The organism is Streptomyces sp. NPDC020917 (assembly GCF_044333795.1).
Lineage (GTDB): Bacteria > Actinomycetota > Actinomycetes > Streptomycetales > Streptomycetaceae > Actinacidiphila.
The window spans coordinates 149797-167106 of record NZ_JBIRRR010000012.1; the positions used below are offsets into that span (position 1 = coordinate 149797).

The 17310-nt window shown below is 73.4% G+C and carries 15 protein-coding genes; 11 read left to right on the plus strand and 4 right to left on the minus strand.

What is annotated here, in order from left to right; genetic code table 11:
* Positions 1-141: 141 nt before the first annotated feature.
* A complete protein-coding gene (gene glgX, locus ACH4TG_RS24710) occupies positions 142-2409 on the minus strand; it encodes a glycogen debranching protein GlgX (RefSeq protein ID WP_398244651.1) in 2268 nt (755 codons plus the stop codon).
* Positions 2410-2633: 224 nt separating this feature from the next.
* On the opposite strand from glgX, the gene ACH4TG_RS24715 reads away from it, so the two are divergent.
* The 9 genes from ACH4TG_RS24715 to ACH4TG_RS24755 all read left to right on the plus strand — a co-directional run bounded on the left by ACH4TG_RS24715 (position 2634) and on the right by ACH4TG_RS24755 (position 10373).
* Positions 2634-3086 (plus strand): ATP-binding protein, encoded by a 453-nt coding sequence (locus ACH4TG_RS24715; RefSeq protein ID WP_398244652.1) that lies wholly within the window; start codon positions 2634-2636, stop codon positions 3084-3086.
* 92 nt (positions 3087-3178) lie between these two features.
* A complete protein-coding gene (locus ACH4TG_RS24720; RefSeq protein WP_398244654.1) occupies positions 3179-4150 on the plus strand; it encodes an aldo/keto reductase in 972 nt (323 codons plus the stop codon).
* A gap of 153 nt (positions 4151-4303) precedes the next feature.
* The gene (gene gndA, locus ACH4TG_RS24725; protein WP_398244655.1) at positions 4304-5800 is read left to right on the plus strand and encodes an NADP-dependent phosphogluconate dehydrogenase; all 1497 of its coding nucleotides are present in this window, start codon (positions 4304-4306) and stop codon (positions 5798-5800) included.
* 110 nt (positions 5801-5910) lie between these two features.
* The gene (locus ACH4TG_RS24730) at positions 5911-6267 is read left to right on the plus strand and encodes a PRC-barrel domain-containing protein (RefSeq protein WP_398244656.1); all 357 of its coding nucleotides are present in this window, start codon (positions 5911-5913) and stop codon (positions 6265-6267) included.
* Between the two features lie 46 nt (positions 6268-6313).
* On the plus strand, positions 6314-6478 hold the full coding sequence (locus ACH4TG_RS24735) for a hypothetical protein (protein ID WP_398244657.1): 165 nt from the start codon (positions 6314-6316) through the stop codon (positions 6476-6478).
* A gap of 16 nt (positions 6479-6494) precedes the next feature.
* The gene (locus tag ACH4TG_RS24740) at positions 6495-7448 is read left to right on the plus strand and encodes a DedA family protein (protein WP_398244658.1); all 954 of its coding nucleotides are present in this window, start codon (positions 6495-6497) and stop codon (positions 7446-7448) included.
* 153 nt (positions 7449-7601) lie between these two features.
* Positions 7602-8282: a DUF4232 domain-containing protein gene (locus ACH4TG_RS24745; protein ID WP_398244660.1), complete on the plus strand. Its 681-nt coding sequence runs from the start codon at positions 7602-7604 to the stop codon at positions 8280-8282.
* 83 nt (positions 8283-8365) lie between these two features.
* The gene (locus tag ACH4TG_RS24750; protein ID WP_398244661.1) at positions 8366-9196 is read left to right on the plus strand and encodes a GH25 family lysozyme; all 831 of its coding nucleotides are present in this window, start codon (positions 8366-8368) and stop codon (positions 9194-9196) included.
* Positions 9197-9326: 130 nt separating this feature from the next.
* The gene (locus ACH4TG_RS24755; protein WP_398244662.1) at positions 9327-10373 is read left to right on the plus strand and encodes a PHP domain-containing protein; all 1047 of its coding nucleotides are present in this window, start codon (positions 9327-9329) and stop codon (positions 10371-10373) included.
* 79 nt (positions 10374-10452) lie between these two features.
* On the opposite strand, the gene ACH4TG_RS24760 is transcribed toward ACH4TG_RS24755, so the two are convergent.
* The 3 genes from ACH4TG_RS24760 to ACH4TG_RS24770 all read right to left on the minus strand — a co-directional run bounded on the left by ACH4TG_RS24760 (position 10453) and on the right by ACH4TG_RS24770 (position 13823).
* Positions 10453-12534, minus strand: a complete 2082-nt coding sequence (locus tag ACH4TG_RS24760; protein ID WP_398244663.1) for a cellulose binding domain-containing protein — start codon at positions 12532-12534, stop codon at positions 10453-10455.
* Between the two features lie 145 nt (positions 12535-12679).
* Positions 12680-13186, minus strand: coding sequence for a hypothetical protein (locus tag ACH4TG_RS24765; RefSeq protein WP_398244664.1), 507 nt, complete (start codon positions 13184-13186; stop codon positions 12680-12682).
* Positions 13167-13823: an SAM-dependent methyltransferase gene (locus tag ACH4TG_RS24770; protein WP_398244665.1), complete on the minus strand. Its 657-nt coding sequence runs from the start codon at positions 13821-13823 to the stop codon at positions 13167-13169. The genes ACH4TG_RS24765 and ACH4TG_RS24770 overlap by 20 nt, the downstream gene beginning before the upstream one ends.
* A gap of 121 nt (positions 13824-13944) precedes the next feature.
* On the opposite strand from ACH4TG_RS24770, the gene ACH4TG_RS24775 reads away from it, so the two are divergent.
* Entirely contained in the window at positions 13945-14475 is a 531-nt protein-coding gene (locus ACH4TG_RS24775) for an AAA family ATPase (protein WP_398244666.1), read from the plus strand.
* Between the two features lie 438 nt (positions 14476-14913).
* Positions 14914-17163, plus strand: a complete 2250-nt coding sequence (locus ACH4TG_RS24780) for a M4 family metallopeptidase (protein ID WP_398244667.1) — start codon at positions 14914-14916, stop codon at positions 17161-17163.
* The last annotated feature ends 147 nt before the right edge of the window (positions 17164-17310 follow it).

The following is a 17310-nucleotide window of genomic DNA, read 5'->3' on the forward strand; positions in this document are numbered from 1 at the left end:
CCTGGCGGTGGGGGGCCTACGCGGTCAGCGCCCTCGGCACCTGGCCGGCGTGCGGCTGGTGCACGCCGGCCCGCTGCTGCTGCCGCGGCACAGCGCCGCGGCCCGCGACGAGCCGGAACCCGTCGCGGGCCGCGCCTGAACTCAGTGCGTGCCGCCGGCCCGCCGGCTCCCGCCCCGCGCCGGGTCCGGCTGCGCCTCCTGGCGCGAACGTCCGGCCTCGTGGTGCAGGCCGTCCTCGCGGATCAGCAGCACCAGCGAGCGGGCCTCGGCCTTCACCGTCTCCCCGGGCCCGTACACGCCCGCCGCGGTGCCCGCGACCGGGGCCAGACCCGTCGCCGGGTCCGGCGCGCGGTCCAGAGCCAGTCCGGTGGCGGGATCCACCGCCGGGTCCGCCGCGGTGTCGACCTCGACCCTCCAGCGGCCGCCGAACACCGGGCCCGGAAGCGTGAACACCACGTGTTCCCAATGGGAGTTGAGCAGCACCAGGAACGAGTCGTCGCGCACCGGCCGCCCCTGCGTGTCGCGTTCGCCGATCGCGTCGCCGTTGAGGTGCACGGCGATCGCGTGGGCGTCGGCGCGGTTCCAGTCCTGCCGGGTCATCTCCCGGCCGTCGGGGCGCAGCCAGGTCAGGTCGGCGGGCGCGGCGCTGCCGGACCCCTGGCGGCCGCGGAAGAACCGGCGCCTGCGCAGCACCGGGTGGGCGCGGCGCAGCGCGATCAGCCGCCGGGTGAAGTCCAGCAACTGCCGCTGCTCGGCGCCCGGTTCCCAGTCCACCCAGGTCAGTTCGCTGTCCTGGCAGTACGCGTTGTTGTTGCCGCGCTGGGTGCGGCCGACCTCGTCGCCGTGGCACAGCATCGGCACGCCCTGCGAGATCAGCAGCGTGGCAAGGAAGTTGCGCTGCTGCCGGGCCCGCAGCGCGAGCACGTCCGGGTCGCCGGTCTCGCCCTCGGCACCGCAGTTCCACGACCGGTTGACGCTCTCGCCGTCCTGGTTGCCCTCGCCGTTGGCGTCGTTGTGCTTGTCGTTGTACGACACCAGGTCGCGCAGCGTGAAACCGTCGTGCGCGGTGACGAAGTTGACGCCGGCCCGCGGGCGCCGGTGGTTGCCCTCGTACAGGTCGGACGAGCCGGTCAGCCGGGACGCGAACTCCGGCAGCGTGCCCTCCTGGGCGCGCCAGAAGTCCCGCACGCTGTCCCGGTACTTGCCGTTCCACTCGCTCCACAGCTGCGGGAAGTTGCCGACCTGGTAGCCGCCGTCGCCGACGTCCCAGGGCTCGGCGATCAGCTTGACGCGGCTGACGACCGGGTCCTGCTGGACCAGGTCGAAGAACGCCGAGAGCCGGTCCACCTCGTGGAACTGCCGGGCCAGCGTGGCCGCCAGGTCGAAGCGGAAGCCGTCCACGTGCATCTCGGTCACCCAGTAGCGCAGGCTGTCCATGATCAGCTGCAGCACGTTGGGGTGGCGCATCAGCAGGCTGTTGCCGGTGCCGGTGGTGTCGAAGTAGTGCGCCGCGTCGTCGTCGACCAGCCGGTAGTACGAGGCGTTGTCGATGCCGCGGAAGGACAGCGTCGGACCCAGGTGGCTGCCCTCGGCGGTGTGGTTGTAGACCACGTCGAGGATCACTTCGATCCCCGCCGCGTGCAGCGCCTTCACCATCGACTTGAACTCGGTGACCTGCCCGCCGCGCCCGCCGGAGGCCGAGTAGGCGTTGTGCGGCGCGAAGAAGCCGAGGGTGTTGTAGCCCCAGTAGTTGGTCAGGCCCCGCGACAGCAGGTGGCCGTCCTGCACGAACTGGTGGACCGGCATCAGCTCCACCGCGGTGACGCCCAGCGTCGTCAGGTGCTCCAGCACCGCCGGGTGGGCCAGTCCCGCGTAGGTGCCGCGCAGCTCCGGCGGCAGCGCCGGATGGCGTCGGGTCAGCCCCCGCACGTGCGCCTCGTACATCACCGACTCGTGGTACGGGCGCTTGATCGGCCGGTCGCCGCCCCAGTCGAAGGCCGGATCGGCCACCACCGACAGCATCGTGTGCGGCCGGCTGTCCGCGGGATCGGGGCGGTCCGGGTCGTCCGCGCGGTAGCCGAGCAGCGAGCGGTGCCCGTCGGCCTGCCCCTCCACTGCCTTCGCGTACGGGTCCAGCAGCAGCTTCGCCGGATTGCAGCGGTGCCCGCGGTCCGGGTCGTACGGCCCGTGCACCCGGTATCCGTACCGCTGCCCGGGACCCACCCCGGGCAGGTAGGCGTGCCAGATGACCCCGTCGACCTCCTCCAGATCGATCCGCTCCTCGCGGCCGCCGTCGTCGAGCAGGCACAGCTCGACCTTCTCGGCCACCTCGGTGAAGAGCGCGAAATTGGTACCCGAGCCGTCGTGATCGGCTCCGAGCGGGAACGGATGTCCGGCCCACTTCTGCATGCGGCGACCTGGCCTTCTGCGTCAGGAAACTCGTCGGCAAGGGGGTTCCCAGTCCACACAGCAGCATGCGGGGGCCGCAACCCCGGCCGGGCAAACAGGTGGAGTTCGGGCGGCCGCGGCGCTCCGGGAAAGGCCGGTGGCATACGACGGGAATCCGTGGGTACGCGCCACTCGGTCGCAAGTGCGACCGTGCGGGGGCGCGTGACGGGGGTGCAGGAGATGAGATGGCGTACGTGACGGCCGGCCGCGGCCGGGAGGGGGCTCCCTCCCCGGGTCTGCGGGCAGGCGCTGCCTACGACGGCGGCACCGAGTCGATCGCCGCTGCCCGCGCCCTCGCCCGCACCTTCCTCGACCAGATACGCGCGCGCGGCGTCCGGGTGGCCGCGCGGACGTCCTCGGAGGCGCAACTGGTGGTCAGCGAGCTGGTGACCAACGCGTGCAAGTACGCGCCCGGCCCCTGCGCGCTCAGCCTGGAGGTCCGCGGGCCGATGGTGGAGATCACCCTGTGGGACAGCGAGCCGGCACTGCCGATGGCGCGCGCCGCGGAGCCCGGCCGGATCGGCCAGCACGGCCTGGAGATCGTCTTCGCCCTGTGCGACGGGTTCGACGTCCAGCGCGAACCGGTCGGCAAGCGCATCACGGTGCGGCTGCCGCTGCGCCCGCGCGGCGCGTGGTAACCGCCGCGGACCCCACCGGGGTGTGGTGACCGCCGCGGCCCGCCCCTCCTAGACTTCATGATCGGCTCACGTCCGACCCTGGGAGGCCCCGTATGCGCTACACCCGACTCGGTGCGACCGGCCTGGAGGTGTCCGCGGTCAGCCTCGGCTGCATGAGCTTCGGCGACGCCACCCGCGGCAACCACCGGTGGACCCTGGACGAGGAGTCCTCCCGCACCCTGATCCGCCGCGCGCTGGACGCCGGGGTGAACTTCTTCGACACCGCCAACGTCTACTCCGACGGCAGCAGCGAGGAGATCCTGGGCCGCGCCCTGCGGGACTTCGCCTCCCGCGACGACGTCGTCATCGCGACCAAGGTGCACGGCCGGATGCGCCCCGGCCCCAACGGCGGCGGCCTGTCCCGCCGGGCGATCCTGAGCGAGATCGACCACAGCCTGCGCCGGCTCGGCGTGGACCACGTCGACCTGTACCAGATCCACCGGTGGGACCACGAGACGCCGATCGAGGAGACCCTGGAGGCGCTGCACGACGTGGTGAAGGCCGGCAAGGCCCGCTACATCGGCGCCTCGTCCATGCACGCCTGGCAGTTCGCCAAGGCCTTGTTCACCGCCGACCTGCACGGCTGGACCCGGTTCGTGTCCATGCAGAACCACTACAACCTGCTCTACCGCGAGGAGGAGCGGGAGATGCTGCCGCTCTGCGCCGACCAGGGCGTGGGCGTCATCCCGTGGAGCCCGCTGGCCCGCGGCCGCCTCACCCGGCCGTGGGACGCCACCACCGCGCGGACCGCGACCGACGAGTTCGGCAGGACGCTGTACCACGAGGACGACCGTGTCATCGTCGAGCGCGTCGCCGAACTCGCCGGGCGCCGCGGCCTGCCCGCCGCCCGGATCGCGCTGGCGTGGCTGGCCGCCAAGCCGGTGGTGACCGCGCCCATCGTCGGCGTCACCAAGGCGCAGCACCTGGACGACGCGGTGGCCGCACTCGACGTCGCGCTGGAACCGGAGGAGATCGCCTTCCTCGAGGAGCCCTACGTGCCGCACACCGTCGCCGGCTTCCGCTGACCGTCACCGTGGGCCCGCCGCGGACGCCCGGCCGCGCTGGTCCCGCTCCGGCGGTACCGCCCGTTCGGCGGCGGTGGACGGCGCAGGCGCCCCGGTTCCGGCCGACAATGGCACGAGCAGAGCCTCGGGACGACGAACTCGGCGGGAGCGTGCATGAGCGGATCGAACGGAACCGGCGGCGCGGGCGGTCCCGCCGGGGGCGACGGGAAGGCGGACATCGGCGTCACCGGCCTCGCCGTGATGGGCAGCAACCTGGCGAGGAACTTCGCCCGGCACGGCTACACCGTCGCGGTCCACAACCGGACCAGGGCCAGGACCGACGCCCTCCTGGAGGAGCACGGCGAGGAGGGGATCTTCGTCCCCGCGGGCACCCCCGAGGAGTTCGTCGCCTCCCTCGCCAGGCCGCGGCGGCTGATGATCATGGTCAAGGCGGGCGAGCCCACCGACGCGGTCATCGGCGAGTTCGCCCCGCTGCTGGAGAGCGGCGACGTGATCATCGACGGCGGCAACGCGCACTTCGAGGACACCCGGCGCCGCGAGCGCGAGCTGCGTGCCCAGGGCATCCACTTCGTCGGCACCGGCATCTCCGGCGGCGAGGAGGGCGCCCTCAACGGCCCGTCGATCATGCCCGGCGGTTCCGCCGAGTCGTACACCTCGCTCGGCCCGATGCTGGAGTCCATCGCCGCCAAGGCCAAGGACGGCGCCCCCTGCACCACCCACATCGGTCCCGACGGCGCCGGCCACTTCGTGAAGATGGTGCACAACGGCATCGAGTACGCCGACATGCAGCTGATCGCCGAGGCGTACCACCTGCTGCGCGCGGTCGCCGGCTACGACCCGCAGCAGATCGCCGAGACGTTCCGCACCTGGAACACCGGGCGCCTCGACTCGTACCTCATCGAGATCACCGCCGAGGTCCTCGCCCACACCGACGCTCGGACCGGCAGCCCGTTCGTCGACGTCGTCGCCGACCAGGCCGAGCAGAAGGGCACCGGTCGCTGGACCGTGCAGACCGCGCTCGACCTCGGCGTGCCGGTCTCCGGCATCGCCGAGGCGGTCTTCGCCCGCTCCCTGTCCGGGCACGCCGATCTGCGCGCCGCCTCCCGCGGCCTGCCCGGCCCTGCCGCCGGCGGCAGCCCGATCGGCGACCCCGCGGCCGCGGCGGCCTTCGCCGACCAGGTCGAGCAGGCCCTGTACGCGTCCAAGATCGTCTCCTACACCCAGGGGTTCCACCAGATCCAGGTCGGCAGCGACGCCTACGGCTGGGACATCGACCTGGGGAAGGTCGCGTCGATCTGGCGCGGCGGCTGCATCATCAGGGCCGCGTTCCTGGACCGGATCACCGCCGCCTACGACGGGCGCCCCGACCTGCCCAGCCTGCTCTCCGACCAGCGGTTCGCCGACGAGATCGGCGCCGCGCAGGACGACTGGCGGGCGGTCGTGGTCGCCGCCGTGCAGCACGGCGTGCCGGTCCCCGGCTTCTCGGCCGCCCTCGCCTACTACGACGCGCTGCGCGCCGACCGGCTGCCCGCCGCGCTCACGCAGGCCCAGCGGGACTTCTTCGGGGCCCACACCTACCGGCGCACCGACCGCGACGGCGTGTTCCACACGCTGTGGGGCGGCGACCGCAGCGAGGTGGCGGCCGGGTGACCGGGCCGGACACGTTCCGGCGGCTGTCCGGACCGGTGGATATCGGCGCCGCACCGGGGCAGACGACCAGAGAGGGCACCGGTCGTGCCCGCGGTAAGGAGGGCTGAGACATGATCCGACCCACTGACCTCCGCGAGTGGCGTGACAACGCCGTGGTCGACGGCACCGACCACAAGATCGGGGTCCTGGAGGCGGTCTACGTCGATACGGCGACGGACGAGCCCTCCATGGCGACCGTCCGCATCGGCCTGCCCACCCGCCAGCGGCTGTTCTTCGTGCCGGTGGCCGAGGTGACCGTCGGCCCGGGCTACGTACGCGTCCCGTACACCAGGGAGCTGGTCAAGTCCGCCCCCTCGATCGGCACGGACGACATCCTGCCGGTCGAGGACGAGGAGGCGATCTTCCAGTACTACGGACTGCCGTACGAGCCCGGGGCGGACGGCGTCCGCCAGCTCGCCCGCCGCTGAACCGCCGGCTCCTGCGCCGCGCGCGACCACGAGAGGGAGCCGCACGATGACGCTCTTCCTGCTGCTGATCATCGTGGCCTTCGTGCTCGGGATCATCGGCGCGGCCGCCGACGGCCTCGGCTTCCTGCTGGCCGCCGCCGTGATCCTGTTCGTCGCCGACCTCGCCTACGCGTTCGTGCGGCTGCGCGGCCGCCGGCGCCCGGTGCGGTGAAGGGAGCCGCACCTCCATGCACGGCATCACCGATTGGCTGCAGCACGCCTCGGGGCCCGCGGTCATCGCGGTCGTGGCGGCCCTGGTGTTCGCCGAGGACGCGCTGTTCTTCGGCTTCGTGCTGCCCGGCGAGACCGCAGTGGTGCTCGGCGGTGTCGTCGCCTCCCAGGGGCACGTCTCGGTGTTCTGGCTGTGCGTCGCCGTGGTCCTGGCCGCGATCCTCGGCGACACCGTGGGGTACGAGGTCGGCGCCCGGTTCGGCCCGCGGATCCTGGACACGCGGTTCCTGCGCCCGCACCGCGAGCGCATCGGCAGCGCGCAGGACATGATGAGACGGCGGGGACCGGCCGCGGTCTTCCTGGGCCGGTTCATCGCGTTCTTCCGCGCCATGATGCCGGCGCTGGCCGGCATCTCCCGGATGCCGTACCGGGTCTTCCTGCCCTTCAACGCCGCCGGCGGCCTGGTCTGGGGCATCGGCTTCACGCTGCTCGGGTACTTCGCCGGCACCGCGTACAAGCAGGTCGAGCGCACCGCGGGCACGGCGGTGGCGATCGCGATCGCCGCGATCGTCCTCGTGGTGCTGGTCGTCTGGCGGGTCAGGCGCCACCGGCGCGAGGCCGAGGCCGAGAAGGGGAGGCCGGCGGACGACGGCGAAGGCGGGGTCGAGGGCGAAGGCGGGGGCGAGGGGGAAGGCGGGGGCGAGGGGGAAGGCGGGGGCGAGGGGGAAGGCGAAGGCGGGGCCGAGAGCGAGGGTGCGGCCGGGCGGCCGGGCGAGCCGGAGCGGACGGACGAGCCCGAGCAGTCGGACGAGCCCGAGCGGCCCGCAGGGCGCGGGGACGCCGGCGAGGACGGCCCCGGGACCGGGGACACCGGGCAGGGCGGGTCCGGGGCCGGCAACCCCGGTCAGGGCGACTCCGGGCCGGGCGACTCCGGGCCCGGTCCCGAGGGACAGGAGCAGGACCGGCGCTGAGCCCCGTCGCGGCGCCCCGGCGGGTGGCCGCGGACGCACGAAGAGCCGTGCGCCGTACGGGGGTTCGAGGAACGCGTCCTCCGAATGTTCGGGATCGGCAACAAAAGAGGCGGCCGAGGTTCGAAGGGCCGTCCGGGTGAGTAGCCGATAGGTATGGGTACTTCGACGCACCACCCTTCCGGGTCCGCCCGGGGCCGGCGGCCGCTGCTCGCCGCCGGGGCCGTGGCGCTGCTGGCTCTGGCCGCCACCGCGTGCGGCGACGGCAGCTCACCGCAGTCCGCTTCACCGGCGTCCTCGTCCGCCCCCGCGGCGTCGACGCCCGCCTCCGCCGGCGGCGCGACGCCCGGGGCGCCGTCCGCGACCTCGGGGCCGCCCGAGCCCGCGCCCACCGCCACCGGCTCCGCGACCGCCCCCTCGGTGCGGGCCTCCGGTGCGTCCGGTGCCCGCTGCACCGTGACCGGGCTGCGGATGCGGCTCGGCCCGGCCGACCACGGCGCCGGCAACGTCTACTACCCGCTGCGGTTCACCAACACCGGCAGCACCACCTGCACCCTCGACGGCTACCCCGGTGTGTCGCTGATCCGCGGCGACGGCAGCGTCATCGGCCGGCCCGCCGACCGCCAGGGCCCGCACGGCACGCTGGTCCGGCTGGCACCCGGGCAGACCGTCGAGGCGGACCTGCACACCCTCAACGAGGGCATCAAGAGCGGGGGTTGCTGGCGCAAGCCGACCTTCCTCATGGCGTACCCCCCGGGTTCCACCGCGTCGATGACCCTGGCAACATCGAGTCCCCTCGTGTGCGGCGACACCTTCGACGTCGGCGCCGTGCACTGACCGACCCCCCGCACGACCACCGCGTACGACCGCGCAACCGCACTCACCACCGGGCCCTGCCCGTACGAAAGGACCACCGTCCCATGACCGTCAGCGGCATCGACGTCGCCTCCTACCAGAGCACCGACTACAGCACCGCGGGCCTGAGCTTCGTGATGGTGAAGGCGACCGAGGGCAGCAGCTACGTCAATCCGCGGCACGCCGGGCAGGTCGCCACCGGCCGCAGCCACGGACTCGTCGTCGGCCACTACCACTTCGCCCGCCCCGGCTCGATGACGACGCAGGCCACGTACTTCCTGCAGCATGCCGCCCCCAAGGCCGGCGAGGTGCTGGTGCTGGACTGGGAGGACACCGGGGTCTCGAACGCCGACAAGGACGCCTGGATCAAGCATGTGCAGGCCGCCGCCCCCGGCCACCGGGTGGTGCTGTACTGCAACCGCGACTTCTGGGTGAACCGCGACCAGACCAGCTTCTGCGGCGACGGCCTGTGGATCGCTGACCCGAACTCGCCGGCCGGGCACCCGCAGGTCAGCCACTCCTGGGTCTTCCACCAGTACAGCGAGGCCGGCGGCCTGGACCACGACGTGGCGAACTTCGCCAGCGCGGCGGCGCTGCACACCTGGGCGGCCAAGGGGCACGCCCCCGCGTACGAGCCGTTCCCCGGTGCGGCCTGGTTCACCGTCGGCCGGCGGTCGCCGATCGTGGCGGCCATGCACGACCGGCTGGTCGCGGTGGGCTGCAACCACTACCAGAGCAGCGCGAACAAGGACGTCATCGGCTCCGGCGACATCGCCTCCTATGAGGCGTGGCAGCGCAAGTACAACACCGAGCACCACAAGGGCTGGAGCGGTTCCGCGCTGAAGTGGCCGCCGGGAAAGGAGACCTGGGACGCGCTGAAGGTCCCCAACGTCTAGGCCGGCCACGGCGGCCCCGCCCCGGGCGGGGACCGTCCGGCGAGGGGACGCCCCGCGGGCGGGCCGCCCGACGGGTGACGCGGGGCGGCCGGGCCGTTAGCCGGGCGCGGTTGCGGGAAGAGCGCTCAGCATGGAGCCGATCGAGGCACTGGAGCGGATCGCGTTCCTGCTGGAGCGCGCCGAGGCCCCCACCTACCGCGTCCGGGCGTTCCGCAACGCCGCCGACGTGCTGGCCGCGCTGCCCGAGGACGAGCGCGAGCGCCGCGCCCGCACCGGCAGGTTCACCGATCTCAAGGGGATCGGCGAGACCACGGGCCAGGTCATCGCGGAGGCCGGTGCGGGGCGGGTGCCGCAGTACCTGGCCGGGCTGGAGGAGCAGGCCCGCACGCCGCTGGCCGAGGGCGGCGGGCGGCTGCGGGCCGCGCTGCGCGGCGACTGCCATGTGCACTCCGACTGGTCGGACGGCGGCAGCCCCATCGCGACGATGGCCCGCGCCGCCCGCGACCTCGGCCACGACTGGGCGGTGCTCACCGACCACAGCCCGCGGCTGAAGGTCGCCCGCGGACTGTCCGCGGAGCGGCTGCTGCGGCAGCTCGACGCGGTCGAGGAGGTCAACGCCGAGCTGGCGCCGTTCCGCCTGCTCACCGGTATCGAGTGCGACATCCTGGCCGACGGCTCCCTGGACCAGCGCGACGACCTGCTGGCGCGCCTGGACGTCGTCGTCGCCTCCGCGCACTCCGAGCTGCGCATGCCCGCGCGCGCCTTCACCCGGCGGCTGGTCGCGGCCGCCGCCAACCCGCTGGTCGACGTGCTCGGGCACTGCACCGGGCGGCTGATCACCCCGCGCGGACGGCAGGGCAAGGAGCGCCCTGAGTCCACGTTCGACGCCGTCGAGGTGTTCGCCGCCTGCGCGGCCGGGGGGACCGCGGTCGAGCTCAACAGCAGCCCGCACCGGCTCGACCCGCCGCGGCGGCTGCTCGCCCTCGCCCTGGAGGCCGGCACCCTCTTCAGCATCGACAGCGACGCGCACGCCCCCGGGCAGCTCGACTGGCAGATCCTCAGCTGCGCCCGCGCCGAGGAGGCCGGCATCCCGGCCGAGCGGATCCTCACCACCTGGACCGCGGACCAGCTGCTGCACTGGACGCAGACGCGGCAGACCCCGCAGGCGCGGGGCTGAGCCGCGGCCCGGCGAAGGGCGGCGGGCCCGGCCGGAGATGTTCCGGCCGGGCCCGCCTGGCGTGCACGGTCGTGCAGTGTCAGGTCGTGGTGCAGACCGTGCCGTTCAGGGTGAACACCGTCGGCGGCGGATACGCCCCGGTGTTGGCGCCGGTGAAGCCGAAGCTCACCGAGTTGCCGCCGTTCGCGGCGAGCGTGCTGTTCCAGTCCACCGGGGTCGCCACCACGGTCCGGCCCTGCTGCGTGACGGTGGAGTTCCAGTAGCCGCTCACCGTCTCGCCGGCCGAGGGGAAGGTGAACGCCAGCGTCCAGCCGGTGATCGGGTTCGGCCCGGTGTCGGTGATCGCCACGTCGGCGTTGTAGCCGTTGCCCCAGCCCGCGGTGACCTTGAACGACACCCGGCAGGTGGAGTGCTGCGGCGTGCCGGTGCGCACGGTCACCGGCTCCGACGGCCGCGACAGCCGCCCGTCCGCGTCACGGGCGAGCACGTTCCAGGTGAACGTCGTGCCCGGGGTGAGGTTGTGCACGGTGGCCGAGGTGCCGGTGGAGTCGGCCAGCAGCTCGCTGGTCGTGCCGTTCTGCCGGTACACCTCGTAGCGGGTCGCCGTGCCGCCGGACGACGGGGTCCACGACACCGTCGCGTCGGTGTCGCCCGCGGCGGTGACGTGCGGGGCGCCGGGCGCCGACAGCGCGGACGAGGTCCCCGCCTGCGGGTGCAGGGTGACCGTGGTGATCGAGTACGGCGGCAGGGACTGCGAGGCGACGTCGTCCGAGGTGGCGGAGTCGATCGAGGAGGCCCGGTCGCGGAAGGTGTCGACCCGGGCCGAGGACGGGTCGGGGGTGAACCCCGCGTAGTGCAGGGCGACCTGCTGGGCGTGGTCCGGGTCCTTGTTGATCAGCATGACGCTCAGGTCGCCGTCGGCGCGGTGCACCGCGTGCGCCGACACCAGCGGGCTGGATGTGCCCGCGCCCACCAACTGGTCGCCGGGGCGCCCGAGGCGGCTGAGCATCGAGATCGCGAAGTACGTGGGGAACGGCGTGTTCAGCGGAGGCTCGCAGACGCTCCCGACGCAGGTCCCGCTGGAGAGGATGCCGTAGTCGTTGTAGTCGGTGGCGCCGTCGGGCGCGGTGCTGATCGCGCCCGGGCCGTTGTGCGTGTCCCACCAGTCCACGGTGAACACCCCGCTCTGCAGGGCGGTGAAGTAGGTGTCGGCGCCGAACAGCGCGTCCGGCTGGGTGTCCTCGTCGACGTTGGAGTTCACCTCGGTGAGCGCGATCGGCAGGTCCGCCGCGCCGCCCGCGTCCAGCTGGTCCCGCAACTGAGCCAGCTCACCCGTGAGTTGGGAGGGCACGCCGAGCATCTGGGCGGCGTCGGAACCGCCGGGGTACCAGTGCACGATCACGAAGTCGGCCTTGCCGGCGATCAGCGGGATCACGGTGTGGTTCCAGTCGGCGCTCTCCCCGCTCGCCATCACGCCGTCCGGCCAGTTGCCCGGCAGCGTCAGCACGGCGCCGATCTTCACCGTCGGGTCGACCGCCTTCATCGCGGAGGCGAAGTCGGCGACGTTGGTGGCGTAGGCGGTCGGGGAGGTGTCCGCGTGGTCGTCGTGCTCCCAGCCCGAGCCGTAGTGCCCGTTGCCGTACAGCTCGTTGCCGATCTCCCAGTACTTCGCGCCGTAGTGCTTGGTGACGTTGGCGTACCGCACCCAGCCGGCCGCCTCCTCGGGCGTGCCGGAACCGTAGTTGGCGATCAGGATCGGCTGCGCGCCGATCTTCTGGGCGGTGCCCATGAACGCGTCGAAGTCCGTGCCGGGGGCGACGTAGCCGCCGGGCGCGGTGTTGTCCTGCCAGTGGTAGATGTCGCCGTACGAGCCGCCGGGGTAGCGCAGCATCCCCACGTTGGCGTCCTGCAGCAGGTCCTGTACCTCGGGGACGTTCATCTGCGAGTCCCAGACCGCGCTGTTGAGCCCGTACGCGGTGTCCGGGATGGTGCCCTGGCCCTCGGCGGCGTTGACGGTCACGTCCACGGCGGCCGGGTCGGCGCTGTCGGCGGCGGCCGGGCCGCCACCGGTCAGCAGGGCCGCGCCGAGGACCGCGGTGGACAGGGCCGCGGCGGCGCGCAGGCGCCATGGTGCCGCGGACAGTGATCGGGGGAGGCGCACGGCGGATCTCACCTTCGGGAGGCGGGTGGTGGGGGGGTATGCGTGCGGTACGGGGCGCCCATGGTGTGGGAGCGCTCCCATGCTTGGCCGATCGTCCCGTCGCTGTCAATGCCCGTGCTGCGGTGGCGGGTTGGTGCGCGGGCTGCTATGTGTGCAGGGCCGCCAGGTCGTCCGCGAGGTGCCGCATGACGGGCGCGGCGGCCCGCGGGCCGGTCTGCAGCAGCTGCTCGAGCGACGGACCGGGGATCTCCTCGACCAGTGCGAAGTCCGCCGGGTGGCGGGTCCGTTCGGCGTCCGACCAGTACACCCGCGGTGTGCGCAGGCCCAGTTGGTCCAGCCGGCGGTGCGCGGTCAGGAACAGATCCAGGCCGGAGGCCGCGGAGAAGGGGTCCGCGTGGTCGTCGGGGCCGCCGCGGTCCGCGGCTTGCGGCCAGTAGTTCTCCGACTCGTCCCAGACGTAGGCGGGCACGGCCGACCCGTCGTCCAGGGTCAGGCGGTACACGCCCTTCTTGCTGCCGCCGCGCAGCCGCACCGCCTCGCCGAGGGAGCGCCGGCCGCCGAAGGCGTCGTGGACCACACCGCCCAGGTGCGCGCGGACGGGGAACGCGCGGCCGGCCGTGTCCGGCCCGGCCTCAGCGGGCAGGGTCAGCACCCCGGAGCACGTCGTAGCCGACGAAGCTGAACATCCGCTCGCCGGGCGGCAGTTCGCCGGGCGAGCCGGTGAAGCGGTGGACGCCCACGCCCTGGCCTCGCTCGGGGTCGTTCACCCACACCCGGTCGAATCCGCGCTCCTCCAGCCAGCCGCACACCTGCGGGAAGACGTCCGGCCGTTGGCGGTTGCGGGTCCAGATCACGGTGCCGTTCTCGGCGCACAGCCGGGTGCAATAGCCGGTGACGCGTTCGATGTCGGCCAGGGTGATGTTGCCGAACACCCCGCACAGCAGCACCAGATGGGCCGGGGCCATCCCGGCGTACGCGTCGGTGAGCGCAGCGTCGCCGGTGACCGCGGTCACCCCCGGCAGGCCGAGCGCGGCGGCCGCGCTATGCGCTTCCGCGGTGTTGCGCGGGTCGAGTTCGACCAGCCGGGCGGTGACGTCCGCGCGCCGCGGATGGCCGTCCAGCGCGCCGATCAGGTCGCGTCCCTGCCCCGCGCACACGCTGACCACCCGCAGCGGGCCCGGCGGAGCGTCGTCCAGGGCCAGCGAGATCCGGTGCTGGACGGTGTGCAGGCGCTCGGCCAGCGGCGAGTCGGGGGAGTCGTAGGCGCCGTGCCACGCGTGCCAGTCCATGCGGAGCACCCTATGCGGGGTGCAGATCCCCACGCAGCCCGATTCCGGCCCGCCGGACGGAGCCTGGGCTTACGTTCGCGCGCGGCTTCTCCTGCGCGGCCCCGCACGGGATCATCGGGGCGTGGACGGCAGGGGCTTCGTGGTCGTCTCGGGGCTGCCCGGGAGTGGGAAGAGCACGCTGGCACGCGAACTGGCCGGGCGGCTGCGGCTGCCGGTGCTGGACAAGGACCGGATTCTCGAGTCCCTCTACGACGCGCTGGGGGTCGGGGACCCGGAGTGGCGTTCCCGGCTGAGCCGCGCGGCGGACGACGTGCTCTTCACCCTGGCCGCCGACGCCGGGCGCGCCGTGCTGGTCAACTGGTGGCACCACGACACCGCACCGGCCCGGCTGCGCAGCCTCGGTGGCCGCCTGATCGAGGTGTTCTGCGACTGCGACGCAGCGTTGGCGGCCGAGCGCTTCCAAGCCCGCGTCCGCCACCCCGGCCACCTCGACCCCCGGCTCACCCCCGAACAAGTGGCTCAGCGCGTCGACTCGATCCGTGCCACCTACCCCGGCCCCCTCCGCCTCGGCGGCCCCCTCCTCACCGTCGACACCACCACCCCCGCCGACGCGCCCGGCATCGCCACCCGCATCGGCGAGTCGGGGATCTGAGGAGCTGGGGATCAATTGCCGCGGCGGCTGACACGCTCCCCCTGATAGGCGGCCACCTCCTCGGCTTGCGACGAGAGCCGAGCCCCGCGTGGGAGCGCCGGCAGGGGCGACGATGCCAGGTGCGATGGCGTCCGCGCCCGCGGCCAGGCAGCCAAGTACCCCGGAGGGGATCGGGCTAGGGATACCCCTAACGCTGGGCGCAGTGCCTGCCCCGGGGTCGGGCGGGCCGCACACACTCATGCGTCGGCGCCGCCACCACCCCACCGGCGGCGCCGCACGTCCGCATCCCGAGTACGCGGCGCACGCGAAGTACGCGACGTACACGACGTACACGACGCGTACGACCCGCACGCGACCCGTATCCGTCCGCACGTGTCCGCAGCCTCCCGCACCGCCCGGCAGCGGTGTCCCCACGCATGAGGTGAAAGGAACCCGTCCATGCGCAGCAGTCCCCTGCACACAGGAAAGCCCCTGCACACAGGAAAGCCCCTGCACACCGGGAAGTTCGCGAGGGTGTCGACCCTGTCGACGCTCACGCTGGCCTGCGTTGCCGCCGCCGCCTTGGTGCTGCCCGCGGCGGCGAGCGCCGCGCCGGCCCGGGCCGGGGCACCGGCCGCCCGCCCCGCGACCGCCGGCCCCGCCGCCTTCTCCGCCTCGCCGTTCACCACGAACCCGGCGCCGGACGTGCGTACCCGCGTCACCGACGACGCGAGGAAGGCGCTGGCCGACCACGCGTCGGGCGCGCACAGCACCGCCGGCGACGCGTTCACGGTGCGGTCCCTGGTGGTCAACCGCGACGGCTCCGCGGACGTCCGCTTCGACCGCAGCTACAAGGGGCTGCCGGCCTACGGCGGCGACGTCATCGTGCACTTGGCGAAGGACGGCGCGTACCGCTCGCTGGCGACCGGCGCGCGGACGGACGGGGCGGTGTCCACCACCCCGAAGCTGCCCGCCGCCCGGGCCGCAGGACTGTCGAAGGCCGCCTTCAGCGGGCGGATCGACACGGTGGGCACGCCGCACCTCGCCGTACGGATGAGCGGCAGCACCGCGACCCTGGTGTGGGAGACCGTGGTCAGCGGGATACGGCCCGACCAGACGCCCAGCCGGCTGCACGTCCTGGTCGACGCCGGCACCGGCCGGGTACTGGGCAGCAGCGACGAGATCGACACGTTCGCCGCGCCCGGCGAGGCCCGCCAGGTGCGCGCCGCGACCGCACCCGCCGCGGGCCCCGCCGTCGGCCCGATGGTCGCCGGGACCGGCCGCTCGATCTACAGCGGCCAGGTCGCCCTCGACCTGACCCAGTCCGGCAGCGGCTACACCATGCAGGACCCCTCGCACGGCAACGGCTACACCAGCAACCTCAACCACGCGACGTCCGGCACCGGCAGCGTCTTCACCAGCTCCACCGGCTCGTTCGGCAACGGCACCAACAGCGACCCGGCGTCGGCCGGCGTCGACGCGCACTACGGCGCCGCGGAGACCTTCGACTACTACAAGAACGTCCAGGGCCGCAACGGCATCTTCGGCGACGGCAGGGGAGTGCCGTCGCGCACCCACTACGGCAACGCCTACGTCAACGCCTTCTGGGACGGCAGCCAGATGACGTACGGCGACGGGCAGGGCAACGCCCGCCCGCTGGTCGAACTCGACGTCGCCGGGCACGAGATGAGCCACGGCGTCAGCGGCGCCCTGACCGGCTGGGACGAGACCGGCGAGACCGGCGGCCTCAACGAGGGCACCAGCGACATCTTCGGCACCCTCGTGGAGTTCTACGCCAACAACCCGGTGGACACGCCCGACTACACCATGGGCGAGCTGATCAACATCAACGGCAACGGGCAGCCGCTGCGCTGGATGTACCAGCCCTCCCTCGACGGCAGTTCCCCGGACTGCTACCGCAGCGGCATCGGCAGCCTCGACCCGCACTACTCGATGGGCCCGCTCACCCACTGGTTCTTCCTCACCGCGGTCGGCAGCGGCAACCACGGGTACGGCAACAGCCCGACCTGCAACGGCAGTTCGGTCACCGGTCTGGGCAACGACAAGGCCGGCAAGATCTGGTACAAGGCCCTCGCCTCGTACGCCAACTCCGCGGAGACCTACGCCCAGGCCAGGACCGACTCGCTGCGGGCCGCCGCGGACCTGTACGGCGCGCACTGCACCGAGTACAACACCATCGACGCCGCCTGGGCCGCCGTCTCCGTGACCGGCTCCGACCCGGTCCCGGGCACCTGCAGCAGCCAGCCCGGCAGCCCGTCGGTGACCAGCCCCGGCAACCAGAACAGCACCGTCGGGACCGCGGTCAGCCTGCAGATCCACGCCACGGACCCGGCCGGCAAGACGCTGTCGTACAGCGCGACGGGGCTGCCCGCGGGGCTGTCCATCGACTCCGCGAGCGGCCTCGTCTCCGGCATCCCGACCACCGCGGCCACCTCGTCGGTGACGGTCACCGCCAGGAACTCCGACAACGCCAGCGGAACCGCCACGTTCACCTGGACGGTCACCGGCGGCGGCACCCCGCCCGGCGGCTGCGGCGGCGCGGCCGCCTGGAGCGCCACCACCGGCTACGCCCCGGGTGACAAGGTCTCGTACAACGGGCACCTTTGGCTGTCCACCTGGTACTCCACCGGTGCGCAGCCCGACGCCCCCGCGTCATGGGCCGTCTGGCAGGACCAGGGGGCCTGCTGACCTGCTGATCCACCGGGCGCGGAGCCTCCCCGCGCCCGGTGCCCCGACCTGCCGAGCCGGTGGCCTCCCCACCACCGGCTCGGCGGCATGCCCGCCCGCACCCGCCCGCCCGGCCGGCCCGCGCCGACCGGGCCCCTCCACCCGCCG